The 24985-nt window shown below is 43.7% G+C and carries 25 protein-coding genes; 22 read left to right on the top strand and 3 right to left on the bottom strand.

All coding sequences use genetic code 11. The annotated features are described in order from the left end of the window. Window positions 1-179: 179 nt before the first annotated feature. The 8 genes from B9T20_RS07940 to B9T20_RS07900 all read left to right on the top strand — a co-directional run bounded on the left by B9T20_RS07940 (window position 180) and on the right by B9T20_RS07900 (window position 8261). Window positions 180-632, top strand: a complete 453-nt coding sequence (locus B9T20_RS07940) for an SUF system Fe-S cluster assembly regulator (RefSeq protein WP_094490555.1) — start codon at window positions 180-182, stop codon at window positions 630-632. 10 nt (window positions 633-642) lie between these two features. Then, the gene (sufB, locus tag B9T20_RS07935; protein ID WP_094490554.1) at window positions 643-2091 is read left to right on the top strand and encodes a Fe-S cluster assembly protein SufB; all 1449 of its coding nucleotides are present in this window, start codon (window positions 643-645) and stop codon (window positions 2089-2091) included. A 22-nt stretch (window positions 2092-2113) separates the two neighbouring features. Continuing rightward, window positions 2114-2881: a Fe-S cluster assembly ATPase SufC gene (gene sufC, locus B9T20_RS07930; protein ID WP_094490553.1), complete on the top strand. Its 768-nt coding sequence runs from the start codon at window positions 2114-2116 to the stop codon at window positions 2879-2881. 11 nt (window positions 2882-2892) lie between these two features. Next, entirely contained in the window at window positions 2893-3984 is a 1092-nt protein-coding gene (locus B9T20_RS07925; RefSeq protein WP_094490552.1) for a SufD family Fe-S cluster assembly protein, read from the top strand. A 14-nt stretch (window positions 3985-3998) separates the two neighbouring features. Further along, window positions 3999-5216 (top strand): aminotransferase class V-fold PLP-dependent enzyme, encoded by a 1218-nt coding sequence (locus B9T20_RS07920; RefSeq protein ID WP_094490551.1) that lies wholly within the window; start codon window positions 3999-4001, stop codon window positions 5214-5216. A 170-nt stretch (window positions 5217-5386) separates the two neighbouring features. Continuing rightward, the gene (locus B9T20_RS07910) at window positions 5387-6328 is read left to right on the top strand and encodes a DMT family transporter (RefSeq protein ID WP_094490549.1); all 942 of its coding nucleotides are present in this window, start codon (window positions 5387-5389) and stop codon (window positions 6326-6328) included. Between the two features lie 44 nt (window positions 6329-6372). Next, window positions 6373-7224 carry a DMT family transporter gene (locus B9T20_RS07905; protein WP_094490548.1) on the top strand — a complete coding sequence of 284 codons (852 nt, stop codon included), beginning with the start codon at window positions 6373-6375 and terminating at the stop codon, window positions 7222-7224. Window positions 7225-7538: 314 nt separating this feature from the next. Then, complete coding sequence (locus B9T20_RS07900) at window positions 7539-8261, top strand: outer membrane protein (RefSeq protein WP_094490547.1); 723 nt, start codon at window positions 7539-7541, stop codon at window positions 8259-8261. Window positions 8262-8299: 38 nt separating this feature from the next. Here B9T20_RS07900 and B9T20_RS07895 read toward each other — a convergent pair whose 3' ends face one another. Both B9T20_RS07895 and B9T20_RS07890 read right to left on the bottom strand, forming a co-directional pair. Continuing rightward, window positions 8300-8989: a DUF421 domain-containing protein gene (locus B9T20_RS07895; RefSeq protein ID WP_094490546.1), complete on the bottom strand. Its 690-nt coding sequence runs from the start codon at window positions 8987-8989 to the stop codon at window positions 8300-8302. A 17-nt stretch (window positions 8990-9006) separates the two neighbouring features. Next, a complete protein-coding gene (locus tag B9T20_RS07890; protein ID WP_094490545.1) occupies window positions 9007-11970 on the bottom strand; it encodes a sel1 repeat family protein in 2964 nt (987 codons plus the stop codon). A gap of 162 nt (window positions 11971-12132) precedes the next feature. On the opposite strand from B9T20_RS07890, the gene B9T20_RS07885 reads away from it, so the two are divergent. From B9T20_RS07885 to eno, 14 genes are all read left to right on the top strand, one after another. Next, on the top strand, window positions 12133-12564 hold the full coding sequence (locus B9T20_RS07885) for a rhodanese-like domain-containing protein (protein WP_008315972.1): 432 nt from the start codon (window positions 12133-12135) through the stop codon (window positions 12562-12564). A 10-nt stretch (window positions 12565-12574) separates the two neighbouring features. Next, the gene (gene grxC, locus B9T20_RS07880; RefSeq protein WP_094490544.1) at window positions 12575-12826 is read left to right on the top strand and encodes a glutaredoxin 3; all 252 of its coding nucleotides are present in this window, start codon (window positions 12575-12577) and stop codon (window positions 12824-12826) included. A gap of 25 nt (window positions 12827-12851) precedes the next feature. Then, the gene (gene secB / locus B9T20_RS07875; protein WP_063455385.1) at window positions 12852-13319 is read left to right on the top strand and encodes a protein-export chaperone SecB; all 468 of its coding nucleotides are present in this window, start codon (window positions 12852-12854) and stop codon (window positions 13317-13319) included. Window positions 13320-13382: 63 nt separating this feature from the next. Then, a complete protein-coding gene (holA, locus tag B9T20_RS07870; protein ID WP_094490543.1) occupies window positions 13383-14414 on the top strand; it encodes a DNA polymerase III subunit delta in 1032 nt (343 codons plus the stop codon). After that, entirely contained in the window at window positions 14411-14989 is a 579-nt protein-coding gene (scpB, locus tag B9T20_RS07865) for an SMC-Scp complex subunit ScpB (RefSeq protein ID WP_094490542.1), read from the top strand. Before holA ends, scpB begins: the two co-directional genes overlap by 4 nt. Beyond that, window positions 14989-16254 carry a lipoprotein-releasing ABC transporter permease subunit gene (locus tag B9T20_RS07860; RefSeq protein WP_094490541.1) on the top strand — a complete coding sequence of 422 codons (1266 nt, stop codon included), beginning with the start codon at window positions 14989-14991 and terminating at the stop codon, window positions 16252-16254. The genes scpB and B9T20_RS07860 overlap by 1 nt, the downstream gene beginning before the upstream one ends. After that, the gene (locus B9T20_RS07855) at window positions 16247-17500 is read left to right on the top strand and encodes a lipoprotein-releasing ABC transporter permease subunit (protein WP_094490540.1); all 1254 of its coding nucleotides are present in this window, start codon (window positions 16247-16249) and stop codon (window positions 17498-17500) included. The genes B9T20_RS07860 and B9T20_RS07855 overlap by 8 nt, the downstream gene beginning before the upstream one ends. Further along, complete coding sequence (gene lolD / locus B9T20_RS07850) at window positions 17493-18176, top strand: lipoprotein-releasing ABC transporter ATP-binding protein LolD (RefSeq protein ID WP_094490539.1); 684 nt, start codon at window positions 17493-17495, stop codon at window positions 18174-18176. The genes B9T20_RS07855 and lolD overlap by 8 nt, the downstream gene beginning before the upstream one ends. 15 nt (window positions 18177-18191) lie before the next feature. Continuing rightward, window positions 18192-18863, top strand: a complete 672-nt coding sequence (locus tag B9T20_RS07845; RefSeq protein ID WP_094490538.1) for a DedA family protein — start codon at window positions 18192-18194, stop codon at window positions 18861-18863. 167 nt (window positions 18864-19030) lie between these two features. Next, a complete protein-coding gene (rho, locus tag B9T20_RS07840) occupies window positions 19031-20287 on the top strand; it encodes a transcription termination factor Rho (protein ID WP_094490537.1) in 1257 nt (418 codons plus the stop codon). A gap of 100 nt (window positions 20288-20387) precedes the next feature. Beyond that, window positions 20388-20630 carry a type B 50S ribosomal protein L31 gene (locus tag B9T20_RS07835; RefSeq protein WP_008315982.1) on the top strand — a complete coding sequence of 81 codons (243 nt, stop codon included), beginning with the start codon at window positions 20388-20390 and terminating at the stop codon, window positions 20628-20630. Between the two features lie 159 nt (window positions 20631-20789). Then, the gene (locus B9T20_RS07830) at window positions 20790-22067 is read left to right on the top strand and encodes a citrate synthase (protein ID WP_094490536.1); all 1278 of its coding nucleotides are present in this window, start codon (window positions 20790-20792) and stop codon (window positions 22065-22067) included. A gap of 65 nt (window positions 22068-22132) precedes the next feature. After that, entirely contained in the window at window positions 22133-23152 is a 1020-nt protein-coding gene (gene pyrB, locus B9T20_RS07825; protein WP_094490535.1) for an aspartate carbamoyltransferase, read from the top strand. Between the two features lie 79 nt (window positions 23153-23231). Continuing rightward, window positions 23232-24518, top strand: a complete 1287-nt coding sequence (eno, locus tag B9T20_RS07820; RefSeq protein ID WP_094490534.1) for a phosphopyruvate hydratase — start codon at window positions 23232-23234, stop codon at window positions 24516-24518. A gap of 111 nt (window positions 24519-24629) precedes the next feature. Here the strand turns inward: eno and B9T20_RS07815 are convergent, their stop codons facing one another. Continuing rightward, window positions 24630-24926 carry a hypothetical protein gene (locus B9T20_RS07815; RefSeq protein WP_094490533.1) on the bottom strand — a complete coding sequence of 99 codons (297 nt, stop codon included), beginning with the start codon at window positions 24924-24926 and terminating at the stop codon, window positions 24630-24632. Window positions 24927-24985: the final 59 nt, after the last annotated feature.

Genomic DNA, 24985 nt, shown 5'->3' with positions numbered 1-24985 from the left:
TCAATTTTTTCTATGCTCAATGAATTTGTATATAATGCTCAAAGCAATGCGGTTGACATCACACAGACCTTCATTGCGTTTGTTAATGATCCCGATTGTCATTATTAGAGTACAAATAGAACGGAAACAGTGCTATATTATTGGCATCTTAATCTTTAAGCGGGAATTTATAAATTTCAATGTTAAAAATCACACGGGAAACAGATTATGCTCTGCTCATCATGACCCACCTAGCAAAACATGATGATGCAAAAAGTGCCTCACAGATTTCTAGTGAGTGTCATTTGAGCCCTGCGTTCACCAGTAAGATTTTGAAAATTCTCACAAAAGAATCATTACTTGCATCCATTCGAGGCTCACAAGGCGGTTATCTTTTGAATAAAAAACCAGAAGACATTTCCCTCCTTGAGATTTTAGTGGCCATTGAAGGACCGATGTCCATCAATGATTGCGTGGGTGATCACTCTGTCTGTGAGCGATCACAGCATTGTGAACTCACCTCTCATTGGGCATTGATCAATCAGATTCTACTGCGTGAGTTTTCAAACATATCCTTGGCATCTTTGGCAGCACTGCCTCATAGAGAGCGTCAAAAAGAAGTTGTCATTCCCATCACAAAAGTTACTGTTTAGAGAGTTATTTATGGAACAAATTCACAAATTAACTGAGGAAGAGTACGCGTACGGATTCGTCACAGAAATCCCTCAGGAAACCTTGCCACCAGGTTTAGATGAAGATGTGATTCGTAAAATTTCAGCAATGAAAAAAGAACCACAATGGTTGTTAGACTATCGCTTAAAAGCGTATGCAGCATGGCTTGAGATGGAAATGCCAGATTGGGCGCATCTAAACATTGACCCAATTGATTACCAAGCGATCTCTTACTATTCTGCGCCAAAATCTTTATCTGAGTTAAAAGAAGAAGCACCCAAAAGTTTAGATGAAGTTGATCCTGAATTATTGCGCACTTATGAGCGCTTAGGCATCCCATTAGAAGAACAAGAGGTTTTGGCCGGCGTTGCCGTTGATGCGGTGTTTGACTCCGTATCTGTGGCCACAAGCTATAAAGGCAAATTGCTTGAACAAGGCATCATCTTCTGTTCATTTAGCGAAGCGGTACAAGAGTATCCTGAGCTTGTGAAAAAATACTTAGGCACAGTGGTCTCTTATAAAGACAACTTCTTTGCTGCGTTAAATGCGGCCGTCTTCACAGATGGCTCATTTGTTTACATTCCCAAAGGCGTGCGCTGCCCAATGGAATTGTCCACATATTTTCGCATCAATGCGGCCAATACCGGACAATTTGAACGCACATTGATTGTGGCCGATGATCAAAGCTATGTCTCTTATTTAGAAGGCTGTACAGCACCTCAACGCGATGAAAACCAGCTGCATGCGGCGGTGGTTGAGCTTGTTGCCCTTGAAGAAGCCAACATCAAATATTCAACGGTTCAAAACTGGTATCCAGGTGATAAAAATGGCGTGGGCGGCATTTATAACTTTGTGACCAAACGCGGTTTATGCCAAGGCAGAAAATCGAAAATCTCTTGGACACAAGTAGAAACCGGTTCTTCCATCACATGGAAATACCCAAGCTGCATCTTAAAAGGTGATGAATCAGTCGGTGAATTCTATTCTGTGGCCGTTGCACGCGATTGCCAACAAGCAGACACCGGCACGAAGATGATTCACATTGGTAAGAACACACGTTCCACCATCATCTCAAAAGGGATTTCAGCAGGCACTGCACAAAACATCTATCGTGGCCAAGTGCGTATCAATCCAGGCGCAACCGGTTCACACAACTATTCACAATGTGATTCAATGTTGATGGGTGATCGTTGTGGCGCGCACACATTCCCTTATATTGATGTGCGTAACTCACAATCTAAAGTTGAGCATGAAGCGTCCACCTCAAAAATCTCTGAAGAGCAATTGTTCTACTGTCAACAAAGAGGTTTGTCGCAGGAAGATGCCATCAGCTTGATTGTGAATGGCTTCTGTAAAGAAATTTTCCAAGAGTTGCCGATGGAGTTCGCTGTTGAAGCGCAAAAACTCATCGAGCTTAAACTCGAAGGCAGCGTTGGTTAAATCGTTATTGGGAAACAAAGCAATGTTAGAAATTAAAAATTTAAAAGTAGCTGTTGAAGATCACATCATTTTAAAAGGCGTGAGCTTAACTGTTAAAACGGGCGAAATCCACGCCATCATGGGACCAAATGGTTCAGGTAAAAGTACATTATCCAACATCATCGCAGGTAAAGATGGCTATGACATCTTAGAAGGCGAAATCTGGTTAAATGGCGAGAACATTTTAGAATTAGATCCTGAAGAGCGCGCGCACAAAGGTCTATTTTTAGGCTTCCAACACCCCGCTGAATTGCCTGGCGTGAACAACATGTACTTCTTAAAAAGTGCTGTGAACAGCATTCGTAAAGCACGCGGCCAAGAAGAGATGGATGCCTTAGAATTCTACGAATTTTTACAAGATCGCATGAAAAAGGTCAAAATGGACCCTGCGTTCTTAAAGCGCTTTGTCAATGAAGGCTTCTCTGGCGGTGAGAAAAAACGTAACGAAATTCTACAAATGCTCGTGCTTGAACCGAGCATGATTGTATTAGATGAAACGGATTCAGGCTTAGACATCGATGCCCTTAAAGTGATTTCAGATGGCATCAACACACTTCGCGATGATCAACGTTCATTCTTACTCATCACGCACTATCAACGTTTATTGAACTATGTATCCCCAGATGTTGTCCACGTTTTAGTCGATGGCGAATTGGTGGCCACAGGTGATAAATCTTTGGCCCTTGAGTTAGAAAAAAATGGTTACATCTCTTACCGCGGTGATAATGCAGGCGGTTCTCGTAAAGAATAAAGGAATTGAACATGCTTCAAACATTAACGGATAACCTCCGCTTAGAACGCTGGAGAGAGACGCCTTTAAAACGAGTTTTATCCACCGAATGGCAAGGTGCTGTGGCAGCTTATCCACAGTTGATGCCAACGGATCACACAATGCCTGAAAAGTGCTTTGTGCTCACCGTCGTCAATGGTGAAGTGAACCCGCAATGGTTCAACGAAAACTTAGTGCCAGAAGGCGTATTGATCACCCTTGAAAAAGGCAAGATTCAATTAAAAGTGATCCCCAATACGGACATCACAACCCCTTTTGTGATCCACAATTACACCGTATCTGAAGAGGGCGCACGCACAGCTGATTTAGACATTTCCGTGGAAGTGGGCGATGAGTCCAAACTCACTGTCTTGTTTGTCGAAGCGGGTAAAGGCCAATATTTATCCAGCCCGAAAGTGGCGGCTAAAGTTGGGCAAGCTGCAACGCTCAATTGGTTAAAAATGAGCTTAAACCCTGATATGGCTTCAAGCTTTTATGAGTTTGAGTGTGATCAAGCGGCACAAAGCGCCACAAGCATTTTGCATTATCAAGCTGGCGGTGACGTGGTTCGCTCAGACATCACGGTGCATTTAAAAGGTGAATTGTCTCACTCAAATTTCATTGCCTTAAACTTAGGCAGCGGCAAGCAATCGCTTGAAAATGTGATGACCCTTCACCACGAAGTGCCACATTGTACCAGTGAGCAAAGCATCAAAAATCTATTGGCAGACAATGCCAATGCACTTTTTGATGGCATGATCAATGTGCATCAAGATGCGCAAAAAACCGATGCCAATCAGCTCACGCGCTCTATTTTATTGAGCGATAAAGCCCGTGCCATGACCATTCCACGTTTAGAAATCTATGCCGATGATGTGCGCTGTACACATGGTGCAACGGTGGGTTTCTTAGAGCCTGAGTCACTCTTTTATCTGCGCTCACGCGGGATTGAGTTACAAGAAGCACAAGCGATGTTATTGCTCTCTTATGCCGCAGAGTTCCTTGGCATGATCGAGCATGACACCGTCAAAGAGTGGATGCATAAACAATTGGAAAATGATTTAACATCAGTTCGCCCTGCATAATAGAGGATTTTTTTATGTCAAAGATCGACACAATTCGCCAAGCCTTTCCGATTTTATCGGAAAAAGTTCACAATAAACCTGTGGTATTTTTAGATACGGGCGCGTCCGCGCAAAAGCCGACATGTGTCATCGAAGCAGAAAAAAATGTCTATGAGAAGTATTACGCCAACATTCATCGTGGCGTATACTTCTTCAGTCAGGAATCCACTGAGCGTTATGAAAATGTACGTAAAGTGGTGTGCAACTTAATCGGCAGCCATGATCCGCGTGAAATCATCTTCACGAAAGGTACCACTGAAAGCATCAACTTAGTGGCGCACAGTTTAGGCAATTTATTGCTTAAAGAAGGGGATCAGGTGATGATCACTGAAATGGAGCACCATGCGAACATCGTGCCTTGGCAGATGATTTGTCAGCTTAAAGGTGCCCATTTATTGGTGGTGCCTGTGCTCGATGATGGCAGTTTAGACATGGCATTTTTGGATGCAAACTTAACCGAACGCGTTAAGATTGTGGCCGTCACACAAATTTCCAACGTGCTTGGCACCATCAATGACATTGCCACCATCACACAAAAAGCCCATGCTGTGGGTGCAAAAATTTTGGTGGATGGCGCGCAAGGAATCGTGCATGAGCCATTGAATGTGTCGCAATTAGATGTGGATTTTTACGTCTTTTCTGCCCACAAACTCTATGGCCCAACGGGCGTTGGCGTGGTGTATGGTAAAAAAGATCTCCTCAATGCCATGCCACCTTATCAAACAGGTGGCGACATGATTGATGAAGTGACATTTGAAAAAACCACATTTGCGCCATTGCCCAATAAGTTTGAAGCCGGTACGCCGAACATTGCAGGCGTGATTGCCTTTGAAGCGGCCATTAAATTTGTCCAAGAGATTGGCTTTGATTACATCGCTGCCCATGAAAAAGAGTTGCTTGATTATGCCACTGCAGAATTGTCAAACATTCCTGAAGTACGCATCATCGGCACCGCGCCGAATAAAGTGGGCGTGATCTCTTTTGTGGTCAAAGGCGTGCATCCTCATGACATTGGCACGATGCTTGATCACTTTGGCGTTGCCGTTCGCGTGGGTCATCACTGTGCTCAACCCATCATGCGCCGCTTTGGTGTTCCGGCAACGGCGCGCATGTCCTTTGGCATGTACAACACCAAAGAAGAAGTGGATCAATTGATTGATGGCTTAAAGAAAATCATTGAGATGTTCAGCTAAATCCAATTTTCCAAACGATAAAAAACCCCCAATCTATGATTGGGGTTTTGTTTTTTAATCTGACATTGAATACCAATAGAACATTTCTCAGAACCTCATTCAAAAGATTCCTACTGACCCGCTCACCATTCGCTCGTATAATAAAGCACTCCCTTCTTCGAGCATCCGTCATGAGCACTCCCATCAAAAGCGCTAAACTTGGTTTTTTCCTATCCTTATTCACCGCGTTCATTTGGGGCAATGTACCGATCGCCATCAAAGAGATCATGCAATCACTCGATGCACCAACATTGGTTTGGTATCGTTTTTTGATCTCGCTGGCCATTTTATGGCCCATCCTTGCCATCAAAAAATCATTGCCCATGCAAATGATCACAAAAAACCCAAAATCCCTCCTCTTATTGTCTGTGCTGACCCTTGGAATTATCGGCAATTTTGTTTTATTCAGCGCATCTTTAAGTTATACCACGCCAACGGTGTCACAAATCGTGATGCAATTATCGAGCGTTGGGTTGCTCTTTGCCGGTGTCATTTTCTTTAAAGAACGCCTTTCAATCATACAAATGATTGGGGTCAGCATCCTCATCTCAGGCTTATTGCTCTTTTTTAATCGCAATTTAATCGAGATGATCTCATCGTTCAATGCTTATGCGTTTGGCGTTGTTTTGGCTGCTTTGTCTGCACTCTCTTGGGTGATGTTTGCCATGGCACAAAAAGTCGCCCTCAAACAATTCAATGCGCTACAAATTCTCTTTATTCTCAATGCCCTTGGCATCCTATTTTTAATGCCATTTGCAGATTTTTCTGCCATTGTTAACCTCTCCACATTGCAACTGTGTTTACTGCTCTATTGCGGGCTCAATACGGTGCTTGGTTATGGTGCATTGGCAGAAGCCATGCGACATTGGGATGTGTCAAAAGTCAGTGCCATGATCACCTTAACGCCGCTATTTACCCTTGGCTTTTCAGAGCTCTTTGCCACCTTGTGGCCACAAATTTTTACGCACCCGAATTTAAATCTTTTGGGTTACATTGGCGTTTTTGTGGTGGTTTTTGGTGCAATGTTCATGGTGATTGGCGGATCGATCTTCAAAGTGATCAAGCGCGCTTGATTTTGGGGCTATACTGAAAACCTTTTTCACCGTTAGGATCAATCATGAATCAAAAAGTGCTCGTTGGCATCCTGTTTGTGGTGCTTTCACAATTGGCCTTTGCGCTGATGGACAGCTCAATCAAATGGCTGGGCAGCGAGTTATCGACAGCCACCATTGTCTTTTTTCGTAACCTTGTCACGCTCCTTTGGGTGGCGCCCGCTTTTTGGCTGACAGGAGAAGTGAAAAACTCCTTTAAACGCCTGCCGCTCCATGCCATTCGCTCTCTCTCAGGACAAATTGGCATGATTCTCATTTTCACATCATTGGCTGTTTTACCGCTCTCTGACGCCACAGTACTGCGCTCATTAACACCTTTATTTGTGCCATTGCTGGCAGCAATTTGGCTCAAAGAAAAACTCACATGGGTTTTGATTCCAAGCTTTATTTTGGCCATGATCGGCTCATGGATGCTGGCAAGCGCCGATAAACCACAATTTTCCATCCTCTCTTTTATTCCAATCATCGCCGGCATTTTTGTCGCCCTTGCCATGGTGGCCATCAAGCGCGTGAGTAAAGTGGCCGGCAGCTCAGAAATTGTCTTCTATTTCTCTTTCACCGGCTGCATCTCTGCCATGATTTTTGCAGCATTCACAGAGTTTAATTTACCCACGGATTTACGCATTTGGGGCATCATTGTACTGATGGGATTTTTTGGTTCCCTTGGACAAGTGTGGGTGACAAAGGCCAATCAAATGACGGATGCATCCCTTTTAGCGCCCTTTTATTATCTCAATGCCGTCTTTGGCGCGATTCTCTCCCACTTCTTTTGGCATGAACGCTTAGGCGTTTGGGGTTGGCTGGGTGCTGTACTGATCATCAGTGGTGGTTTGTTATTGGTCTTTAAGCGAAAATGATCATCTTTTCATCGCGATATCATTGATAACATGACGTAATCTCACCCTTTTTTTCATAAAAAATTTTTATGCAATCTAAAAGATTCTAAATATTTCAGTGGCTGCTCATTCAACTTGAGCAGCCATTTTTTCTGGCCTTAAAAAACATAATGCCAATCATATTGATCATGCATCAGAACAATGCTTTATAAAATTTTTTAATGCTCATGAAAAAATTCGTGCGTTTGAAAAAAAAATTGTCTTATAATCGCCTCCGCTTTTTTTAGCGCGTTAAGGGTTAAGCCCATCACTTTATTGATCATTAAGGTATTTATATGAAAAAAATCATCCTTGCAGTTTCCTTAGTTGGCGCTCTTTCCTCCGCAGCTTATGCGCAAAACAATGACAAAACTGGTTTTTATGTCACCGGTAAAATCGGCACATCCATCACTCACATGTCTAAACAAAAAGCTGAATACATTGATGGCGACGATGCTGCAGACAATGAATCAATCAGCAAAGGCAGCAAAAACAAAAGCGTATTTGCAGGCGGCGTTGCCTTTGGTTACAACTTCTCTCAAGCCTTTGGCTTACCGATTCGTGCTGAATTAGATTTCACCGCACGCGGTAAAGCAAAAGCGAATGAAACATTCAATATTCCTGGTGAACCTGCAACCGTCAACAGCTCTAATCAATTGAACATCAATACTATGATGGCCAATGTTTACTATGATTTTACCAATGAGTCCGCATTCACGCCTTACGTGTCTGCTGGTATTGGTTATGCAAATGTGAAGCAAACCGTTAAATTGAATCTTAATGCCGCGGGACTTGATGTTTTCAATGCCTCTCAATCTCACCGCTCTAACAACTTTGCATGGAGCGTTGGTGCTGGTGTTCAATATGCATTGAATTCTGATTTAGCATTAGATTTAAGCTACCGTTATGTGGATGCAGGGAAATCTAAAGTTTCCTTCCGTGAAGACAATAGCAGCACAACCTTTAAAACACGTGCAAAATCTCATGACATCATGCTTGGCATCACTTACAACTTCTAATTGAATCACCATAAAAAAGCACCCATTGGGTGCTTTTTTTATTTCAAATCCACAGATTTGGCAGTAATACCAGAAGAATTGCCTTCATTGTCCACCACAAAAAATCCGCGGTTAGGTGTCCATTCCACGCAGTATAAATCCTCAATATTGGCATAGCCTAATTTCAACATTTCCTGTTTAAGCCAGGTGCTTGAGCGCTGCGCGTCTTTCAAATTATCTTCTAAAATGCTGCCTTGATTGATGAGTAAAAAGCCTAAACATGCTTCTGTTTTCAAAAATACAGTAAACTGCCCATCGGTTTCTAAGCGCACATCATCCACATCTAATAGGCTAAAAATCCGCTGCTCGCGAAGCTTAGCCGTCAATTGCTCTGCATTGATTTTATTTTGCTTCATCGCTTTAACATCAAGCTTGCCATCTTTCACCAAAAACACCACGCGACCATAAAACAGATCACTGAAAAAGCGGATTTTCGTAAGTTTATGAATGAAAAGGTTGATGATTGTCCACACCACAATGCCAAACACCATGTGCCACACAGACAATGCAGGCGCATAAATGGTGCCGCCCACAATGGCACCAATGACAAAAGAGTTCACCACATCGGTGGGCGTCATTTGTGACATTTGCGATTTACCGGAAATCCGTAAAAATGCCAACACGCAAATCATGCCCACCACCAATTTAATGACCATGGAACTTTGCATATGTAAACTCAAATCAAACATGATGCTCCTTCTAAAGCTTAATAATCTCTTGCTTTGGCCAATTGTGCTGCACGCTCATTTAAAGCCTCAATCACATCCATCGTTAAATGGCTGGCCAAATCATCGGCAAACCAATGGTCGGCCACTTTGGCATAAAGATAAGCGCTCGCATAATCTTTCTCTTTGGCATACAGTTGTGCCAATTGCGATGCTGCATAACTGTTGCCCTCAATGGATAAACGCTTAAGCCATGCACGTGCAAAAGCATCTTCGCGATTCAGGCGTAACAATGACTCTACAATATTGTCCGATAAATACAATGTTTCAGGATCTTTTGCATCAATAATGGCGCTGAACACCTCATTCATCAGTGCCGTTGCATGTTGCTGGTTGCGCACCAATGTTTGATCCCCTTGCCAATAGAGTTCAGCAAGTTTAATGCCATACAATAAATCGCCGCCTTGATAGGCCTTCTCATAATAGAGCGCCGCTTTGTTAAAGTGACTCGCATGTTCATCTGTATCGGTGGCATGAAACTCTCCAAGCTTCGGATACAATGATTGCTGTGTCGCTAATGGCAATGTGTCGAGCAGCGCTTCTGCTCGTTCATCTTGATGCATCAACAGATAAAAATCCACCAAAGCTTCATTGGCCGCCTCAAGCTTTTGTGCAGCAAAGGTCAATAAATCTTCAATGCCCGTTTGCTCAGCCTCATTGACCAATGGATACATCATGCGCATGATTTTAAGCTGTGCCAATTTCAATGCTGCTTCGTGATTGCCTGCATCCACCGCAGCTTCCAACCATTTTAATTGTAAATAAGGCGCATAATCTTCATAACCATAATAATCCGCCAAACTCAGCATCGCATCACCATTACCAGCCGCTGCCGCTTGATTGAGTAATGCCAATCCTTTTTTAACATCCGCTGGGCGACTTTTAAAGGGTTCAGTGGTGACATAATAGCGCCCTAACGCTGTCTTTGCTGCATCATCACCTTGTTCGGCAGGCACAAAATAACGCTCATAATCTGCCATGATCGCTGTCGCTTCCTCATCAGGTTCGTTGAGCTTTTGATACAGCGCCACCGCTTTAGACCAATCATGGGGTTCAATCTCGCCATAATAGTAAGCATAGGCCAAGGTTTGCAATGCCCATTGATTGTTTTGGGCACTGAGTTCTTCAAGGAGCGCCCAATATTTTGCCTCATCTTTTCGGATGCCAGAGCCAAATTGATACGCTTTGGCCAATGTTTCTAAATCTTGCTGTTTGAGGGCTTCATCATAAGCTTCAAGCTCCTCAATATAATAGCGGCTTTGATCCGCATCGAGCGCTTGCCAATCTTGCATCCATGCCACCACATCTTCCCGCGTAATGGTAGGATCAATGTTTTGTACATATCGCTGATACAACTCATAATATGCAGCGTCTTCCCCTGCTTTTGCACGCTTTAAATGATGTTGTGTGGCGCGCTGTAAGTTTTCAGGGATTTGCGAGCGATCAAGCGCATCTACCAATAAGTACCCTGCGGTCTCTTTCGTCTGTGCCCAAGGCTCAAGCATGGCAATGGCTTGATCAAATCGCCCTTGACGCTGATAAATGCTTGCCATAAATTCTGCATCTTCCCAATCAGTTTTTGCGGCAATGGCGCGCTGCTTAAAATATGCCGCTTCATTTTTGGCATGCTGAAAGTTCCTGGCAATGTCCTCAGATGGCGCATCAATTTTGCCATACCAAATTACGGCTTCATCGTAATCCATTTCATTGACATAAAAATAGGCCACCGCTTCATAGGCTTCTTCTGTCTGTAACAGCTCTGCGCGTGCTTTCAGCCATTTGAGTTCATTGCGTGCATCATTTTGATCATGATAATGCTCAATCAACTTTGCCATTGCGCGCGCATCATTCGCTGTTGCAAACGCGAGCATGCGGGCAAAGCCCTCTTTTTCATACACGCGGTTGCCAAGTTGCCACAGTGCTTCATAAAAACAGTGATCCGGATCATTTGCCGCACAGCCCTCTTTTAACACTGCACGGGCATCAAAACCATTGCGATGATCTGAATAAACGGCTTGATCATACAGCCATGCCGCCACTTTTGGATATTCGGTGCGTAATGGCAATAAAATGTCCGTCACCGCTTGGCGATTTTCTGGCAATGCCATTGCAGCAATCACCTGCTCAACCCCTTCTGCGCGCTGTGCTTCATCCGTAGATTGCAGCAATAATTGACCGAGCGGCAAACGTGCCCGCCCATCAAATGAGCGCTGATAATAATTTTTTGCTTGCGTCAGATCCACAGCCGTGCCAATGCCATGCTGATAATCATCCCCAAGTTCATAAAAACTCTCGGCATCATTAAAATTATTGGCAACGATCTCTAGATAATATTGATGGGCTTTGACAGGATTTTTTTGAATGCCCTGCCCGCCATATTTAAGGAGATGGGCGCTGCGGAGCTTGGCATAATAGGTGCTCGATTCACTGGTATTGAGGGCAATGACCCGTTCATATTGCGTCAAAGCTTGCTGATCTAAGCCACGCTCTGCAAAAAAGCGCGCAGCAAATAACAAGACATCGATGTCCGTATCCGTCAATTGTGTGGCTTTTTGATAATAGGACAGTAAATTAGGATCATTTGGTGATGAGATGCGCAGCAATTCAGCGAGTTCATAATATGCACGATAATCTTTAGGATGTTCTGTGATCGCGCGCTCATACCAATATTGTGCCATCATTATGTCGGACTCAATGTCCTGATCAAAATCACCAAAATGATAAATGCGCGCAGCCTTTAACATAGACTTTAAATGGCCATTGTCCGCACGGCGCAATGTTTTTTCCATGGATGCATCCTCTAAAATTAACGCAGAGATCGCAAGGCTTGATGCATGTAAAAGCGTGGGCACCGAACCATGATCGGCCACTGCTAGATTGAGCGTCATATAAGGAACGCTCAAAAGCGAACACAATGCGGCATACTGCGTCATCGAACGGATCATAAATCAAAGCCTTAAAATTTCATAAAAAACAGCTGCCATTGTGGCACATTTTGCGCAAATTGAAATCGCGCGCTTTGCGATTTATTCTCACTCTTTTATAAAGTTTACTGATAGAATAAGGCATTTATAACTTTTGTATGATCTTAAGGATATCTCACCATTATGACTTTTTTGGAATTCTTTCGTGCTGAATTGATCTGGTTTGCAGGCTTAACCATCGTATTTGTCCTGATCATTTTAAATGAATTAAAATCAATCAAAACCAAAGCATTTTTGATCTCTTCTGTGAAAGCGTTACAATTGTCTAATGACGATCAAGCGGTATTTGTAGACATCCGTGATGCTGATGCCTATAAAAGAGCCCACATTCCAAGCGCAGTACACATGCCAGTGGACCAATTATCCACAAAAGTCACCACCAGCAGCGCATTGAAAAATAAAGTGATCGTTTTATATTGTGACTCTGCATCTGCCTCAACAGCGGCTGTGGAAAAATTACGTAAAGAGCATCCTGATGTGAGCCTCTTTTCACTTCAAGGTGGTATCAATGCTTGGACACAAGCAAATTTACCTGTTGAATCATCTAAAAAATAGGAGTTGAACAATGTCAGTTGAAATGTATTACATGCCTTCTTGCCCATATTGCAAACGTGCATTAGAGTTATTAAAAAGCAAAGGCGCGGATGTGACCATCTATGATGTGAATCAAGATGCTAAATTATGGGAAGAGAGCAAATCTCGCTCAGGCCGTGACACAGTGCCACAAATCTTCATCAATGATCAACACATTGGCGGTTGTGATGACCTTGTTGCCTTAAATGCCAAAGGCGGCTTAGATCCACTCTTAGCAAAATAATTCACCATTTTATAAAGGAAAACGTATGTCTGAGAATGCAGCAAACGCAGCAGCGAACGAAGGTCCAATCTTTAACGTTCATAAGTTATACAATAAAAACATCTCTGTTGAAGTGCCAAATGCACCTGCGTGTTTTAAAAATGAAACCGCGCCAGAGATCTCTGTGCAGTTAGCAAACTTAGCCACACAAATCGACGATGGTTTGACAGAAGTTGCCTTACGTTTAACTGTGACTGCTAAAGTCGGCGATGATGTATTGTACTTAGTGGAAATCGAGCAAGCAGGCGTATTCACCATTGAAGGCTTTAGCGATGAACAACGCAGCCACATGGAAGGCGCATTTTGCCCGAACATTTTGTTCCCATACGCGCGTGAAACATTAGATTCTATGGTGTTAAAAGCAGGCTTCCCGCCATTGACTTTAGCCCCTGTGAACTTTGATTTGCTCTATGCACAACGTTTAGAACAGATGCAAGCTGAAGGGAATGCATAAGCCATCATGCATTCACAAAAACCCTCTTTTTGAGGGTTTTTCTTTATTTGAGAATGAAAAATTATGCGGATTGCTCAGGACTTCGTTACCAAAGAATTACCCAAAATCATTCGCCTGCCCTATTGTCTCATCACAGGCGATGAACCGGCGTTGATGCTCAACACAGAGCAGACCATCAAAAATGCCATCATGAGTTTAGGGCGCTATGAACGTGAAGTGTTTGATGTGGACAATAAATTTGATTGGTCGCACATTTTAACCACCGGCCAAAGTTTGTCCCTTTTTTCGACAGAAAAACTCATCCAATTACGCTTTACCCAAAAGTCCGATGCCAAAACTTTCAAGCAGCTCTATGAGTGTTTAGATCAAACCCATTCGGATCTTTTTTACCTCATCACCATGCCAAAGCTTGATCGCAATGCCCAAAAAAATAAAACGGTGCAAATGGTGGAGCGCAATGGTTGCTTGATCACAGTATTTCCGCCAGATCACACCAAATTACCACAATGGATTCAAGAGCGCGCCCGTCAATTGCAGGTCAATTTGCTGCCTGAATCGGTGCAATTTATCAGCGCCCACAATGAAGGCAACTTTTTAGCCATTGAACAATTGCTAACGCAGTTACAATTTTTATATGGCAATGCGCCCATTTCCCATGAGATGATCATTGAGCTTAGCAGCGAGAACTCAAACTTTGTGGCATTTGATTTAAGTTCTGCACTACTGACGGCAGACATTGCCCGCATCTATCGAATTTTGCAGAGTTTACGCTCAGAGGGTGATGCGCCCATTTTAGTCAATTGGGTGCTGCATAAAGAGATCAGCCTCATCCATCGCATGCAAAGCAAAATGGCACAAGGCGCCACAATGGAGATGGCACTCAATGACGTTTGGGGCAGCCAAAAAGCCATGTATCGCCAAGCCCTCAATCGTTTAAGTCCACAGCGCATCCGCCATTTAACCCGCATGGTGGTTCAAATTGATTTGGCCACAAAAGGTCAATTGAATGAAAATCCTTGGAATGCCATCATGCGCACCGCCTTTGCCTTTGCCGGCAAACGTCTTCTTCCGTTAAGTGCAGAGATCAATCTATGAATGCATTACCGCCATTAAATGTACTGCTTGAGGCCATTTTAAGCGCCGCTTGCACCCCGTTAAAAATCACAGATATTCAAGCTCTTTTTGAATTGCATGAGCAGCCCAGCACTGAGGCCATTAAAGAAGCCCTAACCGCGCTGAAATACCAATTAGAAGGTCGCGGCGTTGAGCTCGTTGAAGTTGCTTCAGGTTATCGCATCCAAGTGCCACAACAATTCTCACCGTGGGTTTCCCGCTTATTTGATGAAAAGCCTCAACGCTACAGCAGAGCTTTGCTCGAAACGCTCGCCTTAATCGCTTATCGTCAACCCATCAGCCGCGGAGACATCGAAGAGATTCGCGGCGTTGCCGTCAGCAGTCACATCATCAAAACGCTGCTTGAACGCGAATGGATTAAAGTGCTCGGTCAACGTGAAGTGCCGGGGCGCCCAAATCTATATGGCACCACCAAACAATTTTTGGATGACTTTAATCTCAAGCAATTGAGTGAGCTGCCACCGCTCATCGAGCTTGAAAAATTAGAATCCACCGCTGAACACATGGCGTTATCACTCGATGCTGAGGAGGAATGATGTTTCGCCCTTTGTCGCTGTACATTGGCCTGCGTTACACGCGGGCTAAACGCAAAAAAAATTTCATCTCGTTTATCTCGTTCATCTCCATCGGTGGCATTGCCTTAGGCATGATGACCATGATTGTGGTGCTCTCTGTCATGAATGGCTTTCAAAATGAAGTCAAAGCGCGCAATTTAGCAATGGCCTATGACATTGCCATCACCAATCCTCAGCCACAAGGTTTTGTGAAAGATTGGGAGAAAGTGTATGACGCTGTACGCTATGAGCCTAATATCATTGCCGGCGCACCTTTTAATAATGGCGAAGGGCTTTTAGCAGCCAATGGACAATTTGCCCCGATTAAAATCCAAGGAATTGATCCTAATTATGAGGATGAAGTCTCCACCATCAGCGATAAAATCACCGCAGATTTCATCACCGCAAGCGATTTTTCCATTTTGCAACCTGGTGAATTTGGCATCATTTTGGGCACAGATTTAGCATTGTCTTTAGGTGCCAGTGTGGGCGATCATGTCACATTGATCACGCCCAAAATCCAAGTGACTGCTGCCGGCGCCATTCCACGCATGAAGCGCTTAACGGTGGTGGGCATTTTTCGCTTAGGACAATATGAATATGATTCCACGATGGGCATCATGAATGCATTCGACAGCGGACGCATTTATCAGATCCCGAAAAACAGTGTCTCAGGCGTGCGCCTTAAACTCACTGATCCGATGATGGCTAGAGAAACTGCCGAGCGCTTAGCACAAAAACTGGGGGATGATTACCGCGTCAGCACATGGATTGATGAGTTCAAAACCCTCTTTAAAATGATCGAAATTGAAAAACTCACCATGTTCACCATCATGAGCCTCATTGTGGCGGTGGCAGTCTTTAATGTGGTGTCGACTTTAGTGATGGTGGTGACAGAAAAACGCCCCGAAATTGCCATTTTGCGTACCCTTGGCATGTCTCCGATGCAGATCATGGTAATCTTTATGGTGCAAGGCACGTTCATTGGATTTTTTGGTGCGCTGATTGGCATGGGGCTCGGTTTACTCATTGCCTTTAATGTTAATCACATCGTCAGCGCTGTGGAATCCTTTTTTGGCAGCAATGTGGGCGAAGCGTTTTATGTGCTTGAAATCCCCTCACAAGTGGTGTGGAGCGACATTTACATTGTGGCGGGCATCGCTTTTGGGTTGGCAAGCTTAGCCACTTTATATCCAGCATGGAAAGCGGCGCAAACTCAACCGGCGGAGGCACTGCGTTATGATTAAGCTCTTTAAACCTTTAAGTCTCGCCATCGGGCTGCGCTACACCGGTGCAAAACGCAAAAATAACTTCATCTCCTTCATCTCCCTTGTGTCCATTGGCGGCATTGCCCTTGGGCTCACGGCGATCATTGTGGTGCTCTCTGTGATGAATGGCTTTCAGCAAGGCATTCAAGAGGTGAGCGCATCGATGGCGTATGATCTTAAAATCGTCAAACGGGCAGAGCGTGGCCATTTTGATGATTGGGAAACGTTGTATCAAACCGCTACATTCGATGACAATGTGATCGCAGGCGCGCCATTTACCAATGGTGAAGGGCTCATGAATGCCAATGGCTTAATGCGCCCTGTGCGCATTGAGGGCATCAATCCCACATATCAATCGGCAGTTTCTGACATCTTGCCAAACTTTGATGCCTTAAATGGCGACAGCGCCAATGTCATCCTCGGTAAAGATTTAGCCGAACTGTTAGATGCCCACATCGGCGAGCAAGTGATGCTGATTACGCCTGAAGTGTCTCCCCATTCAGAAACCGTGATCCCGCGCACAAAAGCCTTTACCGTAGTGGATATTTTCAGCGTTGGCATGTATGAGTATGATGCGAATATGGCCATCATTCACATTGATGATGCCAATCAGATCTTTAAAATCCCAAGCAATGAAGTCCAAGGCATTCGTTTAAAACTCAAAGACCCAAGCATCGCGCGGCCAACGGCATTGAACCTTGTGGATCATTTTGCGGACAATGATATCCTCATCTACAGTTGGGTGGATCAATTTGCCACCCTTGCCAAAATGATCGACACAGAAAAACGCACCATTTTTGTCATCATGAGCTTGATCATTGCAGTGGCTGTGTTCAATGTAGTTTCAACGCTTGTGATGGTGGTCAATGATAAGCGCTCAGAAATTGCCATTTTAAGAACCTTAGGATTGGCACCTCGCTCAATCCTCGCCATTTTTATGGTGCAAGGCATTGTGATAGGTTTTTGGGGCGTATTCATTGGCACAAGCTTGGGATTGCTCATCACCAACAATGTCAATCGCTTGATCGGTTGGTTGGAATCTTTCTTGGGTTACACTGTGTTTGAGCCGAGCGTTTATCCGCTTTCCCACATCCCCACCGTGATCAATGTGGGCGACATTGCATTGATCGCATTGATCGCATTTTTATTGGCCAGTTTAGCCACCCTCTATCCTGCATGGAGCGCCGCTAGAACTCAACCTGCTGAGGCATTACGTTATGAGTGATCCGATTTTAGAGGCCAAAAACTTGGCCAAATCCTACATTGACCATAAAAATGAGGTCAAAATTTTTGAATCCCTAAATTTTACCTTAGCCCCCAAAGATCGCGTGGCGATTGTTGGGGCATCCGGCTCAGGGAAAAGTACATTGCTGCATGTTTTGTCCGGGCTTGATCAACCGACATCAGGCGAAGTTTGGCTCAATGGCCATTGCTTAAGTCGTGGCTCAGAAAAAGCCCGCGGTGTTTGGCGCAACCGCTATTTAGGCTTCATTTATCAATTTCACCATTTATTGCCGGAGTTTACAGCCGTTGATAATGTTGCCATTCCCTGCATCATTGGCGGCATGAGTGTCAAAGAGGCCACAGAACGCGCCAAATCAATGCTTAATCGCGTGGGATTATCGCACCGTTTATCACATAAGCCCTCTGCCCTATCGGGCGGTGAGCGCCAACGTGTGGCGATTGCACGCGCATTGGTCACAGAGCCTTTGGCCGTCTTAGCCGATGAACCCACCGGCAATCTTGACAGTGACAATGCACATGCTGTGTTTGATTTAATGTGCGAGATCAATGAAGAGATCGGCACTGCCCTTGTGGTGGTCACACACGATTTAACCCTTGCCCATAAAATGGATCATCGTTTTCGTTTAGCGAATCATCAACTCATTCAAGAACAATAAATAACAGGACTCATCATGTACGATTTTTTCATGCAGTTTGTGGATCTTTTTTTGCACTTAGATCAATACCTCGAAGTGGCTGTGCAGCAATATGGCTTTTGGATCTATTTAATTTTAATCGCCATCATCTTTTGTGAAACAGGCTTGGTGGTCACACCCATTTTACCGGGGGATTCATTATTGTTCGCAGCCGGTGCATTAGCGGCGATGGGATTATTAAACATTTATATTCTCTTTGGCACACTGTTGGTGGCAGCGATTTTAGGCGATGCCCTCAATTATCAGATCGGCCACTATTTTGGTTTAAAAGTCTTTAAAAAAGAGGCGAAAATTTTCAAATTACAATATTTAGAAAAAACCCACCATTTTTATGAAAAATATGGCAGTAAGACTATTGTGATCGCAAGATTTGTGCCAATCGTGCGCACATTTGCACCTTTTGTTGCAGGGGCGAGCAAAATGACTTATAAAACTTTTGCCACCTTTAATATTTTAGGTGCGCTATTATGGATGTTCTTAATGCTCGGTGCGGGCTATTTATTTGGTACCATTCCATGGATCAAACAAAATTTCTCCATCATTGTCCTTGGCATTATCTTCATTTCGATTTTACCGATGCTCTATGAAATCGGCAAAGCCTACATAGAACATCGCAATGGACGGGCGGATGAAAAGCAGAAAAGTTGATGAGATTATTTGCAAAGTTGCTGTAAAACTTATAAAATTCGCAGCACTAAAAAATAACAGTTTTCCTTTCTGAACTGAATAATCCCCAAGATTGATGTCCTTAGCCCTCATTCTTCGCTAAGCGACTGTATTCCTTATCTTTTATTGTTTACCTCAAAAAATACTCTATGAACTTAACTGAATTGAAACAAATGCCTGCTGCTGAGCTGATTCGCATCGCTCAAGAAATGCAGCTAGAAGGCTTAGCCCGTGCTAAAAAGCATGACTTGATCTTCTCCATTTTAAAAGCACACGCAAAAAATGGCGACGAGATCACCGGTGACGGCGTGTTAGAAATTCTTAACGACGGTTACGGCTTTTTGCGTGGCGCAGACAGCTCCTATATGGCGGGTCCTGATGATGTTTACATCAGTCCATCGCAAATTCGTAAGTTTAACTTGCGCACAGGCGATACGGTTTCAGGCAAAATTCGTCCCCCTAAAGACAATGAAAAATATTTCTCTTTAGCAAAAGTCGACACCATCAACTATGAGCCTGTGGAAAACTCCACACGCAAAGTCGCCTTTGAGAACTTAACACCGATTCATCCAAATGAACTCCTGAAAATGGAGCGCGGCAATGGTTCAAGTGAAGACATCACAGCGCGCCTCATTGACATGGTCGCACCCATCGGTAAAGGTCAACGTAGCTTAATCGTGGCACCGCCAAAAACTGGTAAAACAGTGATGCTACAAAACATTGCTCAATCCATCGAAAGCAATCATCCTGAATGTTATTTGATTGTCTTGTTAATCGATGAGCGTCCTGAAGAGGTCACAGAAATGCGTCGCTTAGTGCGTGGTGATGTGATTGCCTCAACCTTCGATGAACCTGCTGTGCGCCATGTACAAGTGGCAGAAATGGTCATCGAAAAAGCGCGTCGTTTAGTGGAACACAACCGCGATGTGGTGATTTTATTAGACTCCATCACGCGTTTAGCCCGCGCTTACAACGCTGTGGTGCCATCATCGGGTAAAGTATTATCAGGTGGTGTTGATGCCAATGCATTGCATCGCCCAAAACGCTTCTTTGGTGCGGCGCGTAACATCGAAAATGGCGGCAGCTTAACCATCATCGCCACAGCCCTTGTGGACACCGGTTCAAAAATGGACGAAGTGATTTATGAAGAGTTCAAAGGCACAGGTAACTCTGAATTGCACTTAGACCGTTCAGTGGCAGAAAAACGCATTTTCCCTGCCATTGACATCAACCGTTCAGGCACGCGTAAAGAAGAACTCTTAACCGATCCTGACGACTTAACAAAAATGTGGATTCTTCGTAAAATCTTGTATCCGATGGATGAAATTCAGTCCATGGAATTCGTGTTAGAGCGACTCAAAGAAACGAAGACAAATCAAGCATTTTTTGATGCAATGAAACGCTAAGTATTGCGCAAAAAATATCTTTTTGTTAGAATATTGTGCTATTTTAAACTAAGTAGGCTTTTGATCAGCCGTTTTATTTTACTTATACTGGATTTTTATTATGAAAGCAGAAGGTCATCCAAATTATCGCCCAGTTGTTTTCCAAGACAGCTCTAGCGACTTTGCAGTTTTAACGCGTTCTACAATCGCGACTAAAGAAACAATCACTTGGACAGATGGTAACGAATACCCTCTTTACAAAATTGAAGTTTCTTCTCAATCACACCCTTTCTTCACTGGTAAACAAAACATCGTGGATACAGAAGGTCGTGTTGATCGCTTCCGTAAAAAATACGGTCGTTAATCAGTTCAAAAAGAAAAGCATCGAGTCGATGCTTTTTTTTTGCGCATCAGAATTTTGCTAAGTTGATCAAGCTCGTTTATATTAGTCGGATGTGTTACCACAAGTACACGTTTAAAATAGATTAGATCTTAAAAAAATTAAGATCACAAGGAGGAAAAAATGACAACTAATAGAAATAGCGTTACCTATATTGACAACCGTACACAACAACAAGGGGAATTTCCAATCCTCGAGTCAGTATATGGTGATGATGTTGTTGATATTGCAGCTATGAATCGCACCTTGAATTTATTCAGCTACGATCCTGGTTTTGTATCGACAGCAAGCTGTGAAAGCGCCATCACATACTTAGATGGTGACAAAGGCGAATTACTCTATCGTGGTTACCCCATCGAAGAGTTGGCTGAGAAATCAAACTTCTTAGACGTTTGCTATTTGATCTTCAATGGCGAATTGCCAGATGCAAAAGAATCGAATGACTTCCATAACATCATCATGACACACAGCATGATGCATGAAAACTTAAAAGTCTTCCTGCAAGGCTTCCGTTATGACTCACATCCCATGGCAATTTTAGCCGGTACTGTGGCATCAATGGCTGGCTTTTATCATGATAAATTAGACATCCACAATCCTGAGCACCGCATGATCACAGCGCACCGCTTGATCTCAAAAATGCCAACGATTGTGGCGGCTGCATACAAACATTCAATCGGTATGCCGCTTGTTTACCCAACGAATTCATTGTCATATGCCGGTAACTTCTTGAACATGATGTTCAGCTCCCCATGTGCGCCTTATGAAATCGATCCAATTGCTGAAAAAGCAATGGACGTATTGTTCATTTTACATGCGGATCATGAACAAAATGCATCAACATCCACCGTACGTATGGCAGGCTCTTCTGGCGCGAACCCATATGCCGCGATTTCTGCTGGTATTTCTTGCTTATGGGGTGCATCTCACGGTGGTGCTAATGAAGCAGTATTAACCATGCTCAATGAAATTGGCACGGTTGAAAATGTTAATAAATACGTGGCAAAAGCAAAAGATAAAGAAGATCCATTCCGTTTGATGGGCTTTGGTCACCGCGTTTATAAAAACTTTGACCCACGTGCACGCTTAATCAAAGGCATTGCTGATGAAGTGCTCGCAAAATATGGTAATGATCCATTGATGGAAGTGGCCAAACGTTTAGAAGAGATGGCATTGAAAGATGAATACTTCATCGAACGCCGCTTATATCCAAACGTCGACTTCTACTCAGGCATCATCTACAAAGCGTTAGGTTTCCCAACACACATGTTCACACCGCTCTTTGCATTGGCGCGTACTGTTGGTTGGATCACCCATTGGAACGAAATGATCTCCGATCCGAAGATGAAAATCTCTCGTCCAAGACAACGCTACATCGGACACACACTCCGACACATTTAATTGATTTTAATAACCGCCAGATATGGCGGTTTTTTTTGGAAAACGTGATATTTAGAAGGACAACTATGAACACACTATACGGGCAGGCTGTATTATCTTGCGAACAATTTGATCTTCAAACGTTGAATCGTTTGTTTGAACTTGCGGATATTTTACAACCTGTGGCACAAGGCAAAGCACGCACAAATGTTTTAGAAGGCGCCATTATGGGCAGTCTATTTTTTGAAGCCAGCACGCGCACGCGTTTGAGCTTTGATGCAGCATTTATGCGCCTTGGTGGTAAAGTTTCTAACACAACTGGGGTTTCCTTCTCCTCCATTGTCAAAGGTGAATCCATTGAGGATACCGCGCGTGTCATCTCCGGTTACTTTGATGTGGTGGTGGTGCGTCATCCTGAAGAAGAAGCCATTCATAAAATGGCAGGTGCCACCAATACGCCCATCATCAATGCGGGCAATGGCGCAGGTGAACATCCTACTCAAGCACTGTTAGATGCTTATACCATTCACAATGAGTTCAAGCACAATGGCAAAACGATGGACAATTGCCGCATTGCCATGATTGGTGATTTACGTTATGGCCGCACTGTGCATTCATTGGTTAAACTCATGTCCCTTTATCAAAACATCACGTTTACCTTTGCATCGCCTGATTTCTTAAGCATGCCAAAATACATTGTGGAATTTGCCCGTGAACGCGGTCACACTGTCATTGAGACGGATCAACTGAAAGATGGTATCCACAACAATGATGTGATTTATGCCACACGCATTCAAAAAGAGCGTTTTACCCAAGGTGAAGAGACGCGCCAACCTGAGTTGAGCTTTCGCATCAATCAAGCATTGATCGATGAATATGCCCTAAAAGATGCCATCATCATGCATCCACTGCCCCGCGATAGCCGCGAAAATGCCAATGATCTGAGCAATGATTTAGATGGTGATCCACGTTTGGCCATCTTCCGCCAATCGGATGCTGGCGTGCCTGCGCGCATGGCACTGTTTGCCATGGTGCTTGGGGTGGATCAAGGGATTGAAAAAACCATCACGCCCACAGCTTGGTTCACGGCCGATTCGTTACATTAATAACGTTTTATGGTCGAATCGGTTATAATTAGCCGCGAATGCATTCGTTCATCAGTGAAAACTTCTTAGGAGAAAAGGTATGTCAGCGATTAAAAATTTAGTGGCACGCGAAATCATTGATTCTCGTGGTAATCCTACTGTCTGGGTTGAAGCAACCTTAGAATCAGGTGTCAAAGGCACAGCCGCTGTGCCAAGTGGTGCATCTACAGGTGCCCGTGAAGCCATCGAATTGCGTGATGGTGATCAATCTCGTTACGGTGGCAAAGGCGTATTAAAAGCCTGTGCAAACATCAATGGCGAAATTTTATCTGCGTTAAAAGGTTTAGATGCCAATGATCAAAAAGCGATCGACGAAGTATTGATCGAATTAGATGGCACAGACAACAAAGGTCGTTTAGGTGCGAATGCTTTATTGGGCGTTTCTTTAGCAGTTGCACACGCTGCAGCTAACGAAAAAGGCGTACCTTTATATCGCCATTTAAATGACTCCACAAAATATGTATTGCCTGTACCAATGATGAACATCTTAAATGGTGGTGCGCATGCTGATAACTCTGTGGATGTACAAGAATTCATGATTTTGCCAGTGGGCGCACCTTCTTTTAAAGAAGCTGTGCGTTGTGGCGCTGAAATTTTCCATGCCCTTAAAGATGTATTAAATGCGCGTGGTTTAGCAACCACAGTGGGTGATGAAGGTGGATTTGCACCGAACTTATCTTCTAACGAAGAAGCTTTAGAAGTGATCATGGCTGCGATTGAAAAAGCAGGCTATACACCTGGTAAAGATGTATTTTTAGGTTTAGACGTGGCATCTTCTGAGTTCTACAAAGATGGTAAATACGTTTTAGAATCTGAAGGGAAAGCCTTTACTTCTGCTGAATTTGCTGACTTTTTAGCCGATTGGGTTGCGCGTTACCCTATCATCACCATCGAAGATGGTATGGATGAAGCCGACTGGGAAGGTTGGGCCATCCTAACACAAAAATTGGGCGATAAAATCCAATTGGTGGGCGATGATTTGTTTGTCACAAATACCAAAATCTTAAAAGAAGGCATTGAGAAAAACATTGCCAACTCTATTTTGATCAAATTCAACCAAATCGGTACATTAACAGAAACATTAGATGCCATCAAAATGGCAGATGATGCAAACTACACCTCTGTTGTGTCTCACCGCTCAGGTGAAACTGCTGACACAACGATTGCAGATCTTGCTGCCGCAGCACTTAGCACACAATTGAAAACAGGTTCATTGTGCCGCTCTGACCGCGTTGCAAAATACAATCGTTTGATCTGTATTGAAGATGAATTGGGTGATAACGCTGTCTATGCAGGTAAAGATGCATTTAAAAGCGTGAAATTCTAATTTCACTTAAAAACAAAAAACCTCTGAAAATTCAGAGGTTTTTTTTATTGGCTTTAAATGTCCAGTAAACGCTCGCGCTGAGTCGCCCATAAAATGCGACCCATACACTACCTATTGTGGTTTCGGTAATTGAGGTGGCTCAGGCTCTTGTTCTAAACGCTGAGCGGCAGTCCCTGTTGAATCATAATCTAGGAGGGATTCATCCCCAAAGCGATTGGCATCTGTGACATTTGTTTCACTGAGCCAACCCTCCGTTGCACTCTCATACTGATCTGGGCAATCAAACTCTGTATATACGATGGTTTTGTGATCTTTCGCCACACATTTATTAATCACAGCATCTTCTGCTGATGCCAGTGTCGTCAAACCTAAACAAAATGCGCCGACGGTGAATAATTTTTTATACATATCTATTCCTTCGTTTCCATCGCTCGTGCAACGGTTATTATTAATCAATAGGCGTCGAT

This window comes from Wohlfahrtiimonas sp. G9077, assembly GCF_002252155.1.
GTDB lineage: Bacteria > Pseudomonadota > Gammaproteobacteria > Cardiobacteriales > Wohlfahrtiimonadaceae > Wohlfahrtiimonas.
This window is presented reverse-complemented; position numbering and strand designations above follow the sequence as displayed.

What these genes read in the sequence shown, in the direction of transcription:
- B9T20_RS07940 (WP_094490555.1), top strand. Translation starts at nt 180, where the DNA reads ATGTTAAAAATCACACGGGAAACAGATTATGCTCTGCTCATCATGACC.
- sufB (WP_094490554.1), top strand. Translation starts at nt 643, where the DNA reads ATGGAACAAATTCACAAATTAACTGAGGAAGAGTACGCGTACGGATTC.
- sufC (WP_094490553.1), top strand. Translation starts at nt 2,114, where the DNA reads ATGTTAGAAATTAAAAATTTAAAAGTAGCTGTTGAAGATCACATCATT.
- B9T20_RS07925 (WP_094490552.1), top strand. Translation starts at nt 2,893, where the DNA reads ATGCTTCAAACATTAACGGATAACCTCCGCTTAGAACGCTGGAGAGAG.
- B9T20_RS07920 (WP_094490551.1), top strand. Translation starts at nt 3,999, where the DNA reads ATGTCAAAGATCGACACAATTCGCCAAGCCTTTCCGATTTTATCGGAA.
- B9T20_RS07910 (WP_094490549.1), top strand. Translation starts at nt 5,387, where the DNA reads ATGAGCACTCCCATCAAAAGCGCTAAACTTGGTTTTTTCCTATCCTTA.
- B9T20_RS07905 (WP_094490548.1), top strand. Translation starts at nt 6,373, where the DNA reads ATGAATCAAAAAGTGCTCGTTGGCATCCTGTTTGTGGTGCTTTCACAA.
- B9T20_RS07900 (WP_094490547.1), top strand. Translation starts at nt 7,539, where the DNA reads ATGAAAAAAATCATCCTTGCAGTTTCCTTAGTTGGCGCTCTTTCCTCC.
- B9T20_RS07895 (WP_094490546.1), bottom strand. Translation starts at nt 8,989, where the DNA reads ATGTTTGATTTGAGTTTACATATGCAAAGTTCCATGGTCATTAAATTG.
- B9T20_RS07890 (WP_094490545.1), bottom strand. Translation starts at nt 11,970, where the DNA reads ATGATCCGTTCGATGACGCAGTATGCCGCATTGTGTTCGCTTTTGAGC.
- B9T20_RS07885 (WP_008315972.1), top strand. Translation starts at nt 12,133, where the DNA reads ATGACTTTTTTGGAATTCTTTCGTGCTGAATTGATCTGGTTTGCAGGC.
- grxC (WP_094490544.1), top strand. Translation starts at nt 12,575, where the DNA reads ATGTCAGTTGAAATGTATTACATGCCTTCTTGCCCATATTGCAAACGT.
- secB (WP_063455385.1), top strand. Translation starts at nt 12,852, where the DNA reads ATGTCTGAGAATGCAGCAAACGCAGCAGCGAACGAAGGTCCAATCTTT.
- holA (WP_094490543.1), top strand. Translation starts at nt 13,383, where the DNA reads ATGCGGATTGCTCAGGACTTCGTTACCAAAGAATTACCCAAAATCATT.
- scpB (WP_094490542.1), top strand. Translation starts at nt 14,411, where the DNA reads ATGAATGCATTACCGCCATTAAATGTACTGCTTGAGGCCATTTTAAGC.
- B9T20_RS07860 (WP_094490541.1), top strand. Translation starts at nt 14,989, where the DNA reads ATGTTTCGCCCTTTGTCGCTGTACATTGGCCTGCGTTACACGCGGGCT.
- B9T20_RS07855 (WP_094490540.1), top strand. Translation starts at nt 16,247, where the DNA reads ATGATTAAGCTCTTTAAACCTTTAAGTCTCGCCATCGGGCTGCGCTAC.
- lolD (WP_094490539.1), top strand. Translation starts at nt 17,493, where the DNA reads ATGAGTGATCCGATTTTAGAGGCCAAAAACTTGGCCAAATCCTACATT.
- B9T20_RS07845 (WP_094490538.1), top strand. Translation starts at nt 18,192, where the DNA reads ATGTACGATTTTTTCATGCAGTTTGTGGATCTTTTTTTGCACTTAGAT.
- rho (WP_094490537.1), top strand. Translation starts at nt 19,031, where the DNA reads ATGAACTTAACTGAATTGAAACAAATGCCTGCTGCTGAGCTGATTCGC.
- B9T20_RS07835 (WP_008315982.1), top strand. Translation starts at nt 20,388, where the DNA reads ATGAAAGCAGAAGGTCATCCAAATTATCGCCCAGTTGTTTTCCAAGAC.
- B9T20_RS07830 (WP_094490536.1), top strand. Translation starts at nt 20,790, where the DNA reads ATGACAACTAATAGAAATAGCGTTACCTATATTGACAACCGTACACAA.
- pyrB (WP_094490535.1), top strand. Translation starts at nt 22,133, where the DNA reads ATGAACACACTATACGGGCAGGCTGTATTATCTTGCGAACAATTTGAT.
- eno (WP_094490534.1), top strand. Translation starts at nt 23,232, where the DNA reads ATGTCAGCGATTAAAAATTTAGTGGCACGCGAAATCATTGATTCTCGT.
- B9T20_RS07815 (WP_094490533.1), bottom strand. Translation starts at nt 24,926, where the DNA reads ATGTATAAAAAATTATTCACCGTCGGCGCATTTTGTTTAGGTTTGACG.